The 3,476-nt window shown below is 41.0% G+C and carries 1 pseudogene; it reads left to right on the forward strand.

Annotated features, from left to right (window positions below):
- Positions 1–3,476 (forward strand): annotated as a pseudogene (locus ACFIM8_RS08875) (hypothetical protein); the annotation flags it as partial.

The following is a 3,476-nucleotide window of genomic DNA, read 5'->3' on the forward strand; positions in this document are numbered from 1 at the left end:
GAGGAAAGCTATAAGAGTGTAGCGGAAGCACTTTCTGATATTAGTAGTTCTGTCACGAATGTTCATCATGATGTGACCAATGTAGTCAGTGATAGCCTTGTCAAGCAGGATGAGAAGACGAAAATTATCACTATTGGTAAAGAAGTAGAAGGCACTGAAATAAGTCTTCTGGATGACAAGGGCAAAGAGCGGACACTTTCAGGTGTTAAGGCAGCAACGAAGAATAATGAAGCGGTTAACAAGGGTCAGCTTGATGCAAGTCTGAAAGATCTTTCTACCAGCCTTCAGTCTGATGACTCGGCTGTTGTTCATTACGATAAAAAAGAGGGTGAGAATGGCGGCATTGATTACATGAGTGTGACTTTAGGTAAAGGTAAGGATGCAGGACCAGTTGCACTTCATAATGTAGCGGATGGTACCATTGCTGAAAATTCACATGATGCGATTAATGGTAGTCAGATCAACACGATTTCTCAGAATGTAGCTAAATTCCTTGGCGGCGATGCGGCATTTAAAGACGGTAGCTTTACCAACCCTACTTACAACTTATCTCGCGTTTCTGAAGATGGCGAGGTAACACAAAAAGCCTTTACCAATGTTGGTTTAGCATTTGAGGGACTTGATGCAAATATCAAAAATGTGAATCAGCGTATTAAGGAAGTCTCAGAAGGAGTTGCACAAGATTCTTTATCATGGAGCGAGGGTGAAAAATCCTTTGTAGCCTTGCATGGAGGAAAAGACGGTGCAAAGACAAATAGCAAGATTAAGTTCCTTGCGGCAGGAGATATTACGAAAGAATCTACAGATGCAGTAAATGGCTCCCAACTTTATTCCTTAGGAAAAGATCTTGCATCGTACTTAAACGGTGATGCTAAGTATGAGAAAGATCAATGGTTGTTGCCTAGATTTAAAGTTACACACCTTAAAGAAGATGGCACATCAGAAGAAGCTGAGTACGATAGTGTTTCAGAAGCTCTTTCAGGTGTTGGTAATTCTTTCACGAATGTGGTTAAAGACTTTAATGACAAAGTCACGAATATCACAGAATCTGTCCAAGGCGATGCGCTGTTGTGGAATAAGGACGCAGAGGCGTTTGTAGCCAAGCATGGAGAGAAGGAAAGCAAGACGAACAGCAAGATAACGTCGCTTGCAAATGGGGATATCACTAAAGACTCAAGCGATGCTGTAACAGGAAATCAGCTATATGCTCTAGGTAACAGTGTTGCAAAGTCTTTAGGTGGTGATGCTAGTTATGCAGGTGGCGCTTGGACGGCTCCAAGTTTCAAAGTTAAGATCGTTAATGAGGATGGTACTAAAGTTGAAGAGAAGAAGTATGATACTGTATCGGAAGCATTTGCTGGTGTAGGAACATCTTTTGAGAATCTTCAAAAAGAGTTTACTCAAAACAACACGGAGGTTACTGAAAATATTAAGCAGAATGCGTTGTTGTGGAGTGATTCTGAAAAGGCGTTTGTAGCAACGCATGGAGAGGGTGATGAGAAAGGCAACAGTAAAATTAAGTTTCTTTCCAATGGAGAGGTTTCTGCAAGCTCAAGTGAAGCGGTCAATGGTTCTCAGCTTTTTGCGACTAATCAAAATGTAAGCAGTGTATCTAACAATCTTGAAACAACAGCTACGAATATAGCTAAATCCTTTGGCGGTGGCGCTGAATATAAAGAAGGTCAATGGAATGCTCCAAGCTTCAAAGTTAAGATCGTCAAAGAAGATGGCAGTGCTGTTGAAGAGCAAAGTTATGATGATGTTGCTAAAGCATTTGCTGGTGTAGGCGCTTCATTCACGAATATTCACAAAGAGCTTAAGAATGAGATTAATAAAGTTGTAGGAGATAGTCTTGTTAAGTTTGATGATACGACAAATGTAATCAAGCTTGGTGGTGAAAAAGAAGGTGCGAGCATCAGTATTGCGGATAAGGAAAGCCAAGATAGAATACTTTCAGGTGTTAAGACAGCGACAAGGGATAATGAAGCGGTTAACAAGGGTCAGCTTGATGAAAGTTTAAAGGATCTTTCTACCAGTCTTCAGTCTGATGAATCGGCTGTTGTTCACTATGATAAACAAGGTGATGATAATAGCAGCACTAATTATGCGAGTGTGACTTTGGGTAAAGGTAAGGGTTCTGCAACTGTTGGTTTGCATAATGTTGCCGAAGGTCAGATTAGTGAGAATTCGCATGATGCGGTTAATGGCGGTCAGGTTTCTAAGGTTTCTCAGGATATTGCGAAATACTTAGGTGGAGGTACAAGCTTTAAAGATGGTACTTTCACGGGTCCAACCTATAAATTATCCAGTGTTGATGCAAAAGGCGAGGTAGTAGAAAAATCTTATGGTGATGTTGGTTTAGCCATTGAAGGTATTGATACGAATTTCAAGAATGTGAATAACAACCTAACGAATAAGTTTAATGAACTTACTGAAAATATCACGAATATTACTCAGGAAGTTCAAGGCGATGCGCTGTTGTGGGATAAGGACGCAGAAGCGTTTGTAGCGACGCATGGGGACAATAAAGAGAACAGCAAGCTCACATCACTTGCAGCTGGCTCTATAGTATCAGGCTCGAGTGATGCGATTACGGGTGGACAGATTTATGATCTGCAAAAAAAGTTTGCTGGCTATTTTGGTGGAGGTGCTGGTTATAATGAGAAAGGCGAATGGCAAGATCCGGATTTCCAAATTCAGACTTTCAGCAATGATGGTACGAAAGGAGATAAGAAGAGCAGTAATAATGTTGCAGGTGCGTTTAATGACATTAATGACAGCATGAGCACTATCAACGCTCGTATTAAGGAAGTTTCAGAAGGAGTTGCACAAGATTCTTTATCATGGAGCAAGGCTGAAGGTGCTTTTGTCGCCTTGCATGGAGAAAAAGATAGTGAGAAGATGAACAGCAAAATCACATCACTTGCAAATGGTGATATTACTGCTAGCTCAAGCGATGCTGTAGCAGGAAATCAGCTATATTCTCTAGGTAACAGTGTTGCAAAGTCTTTAGGTGGTGATGCTAGTTATGCAGGTGGCGCTTGGACGGCTCCAAGTTTCAAAGTTAAGATCGTTAATGAGGATGGTACTAAAGTTGAAGAGAAGAAGTATGATACTGTATCGGAAGCATTTGCTGGTGTAGGAACATCTTTTGAGAATCTTCAAAAAGAGTTTACTCAAAACAACACGGAGGTTACTGAAAATATTAAGCAGAATGCGTTGTTGTGGAGTGATTCTGAAAAGGCGTTTGTAGCAACGCATGGAGAGGGTGATGAGAAAGGCAACAGTAAAATTAAGTTTCTTTCCAATGGAGAGATTTCTGCAAGCTCAAGTGAAGCGGTCAATGGTTCTCAGCTTTTTGATACGAATAAGACAGTTGCAACTTATTTAGGTGGTGGCGCTGAATATAAGGAAGGTCAATGGAGTGCTCCAAGCTTCAAAGTTAAGATCGTCAAAGAAGATGGCAGTGCCGTTGA

It is taken from the genome of Bartonella sp. AC535YNZD (assembly GCF_042196625.1).
Classification (GTDB): domain Bacteria; phylum Pseudomonadota; class Alphaproteobacteria; order Rhizobiales; family Rhizobiaceae; genus Bartonella.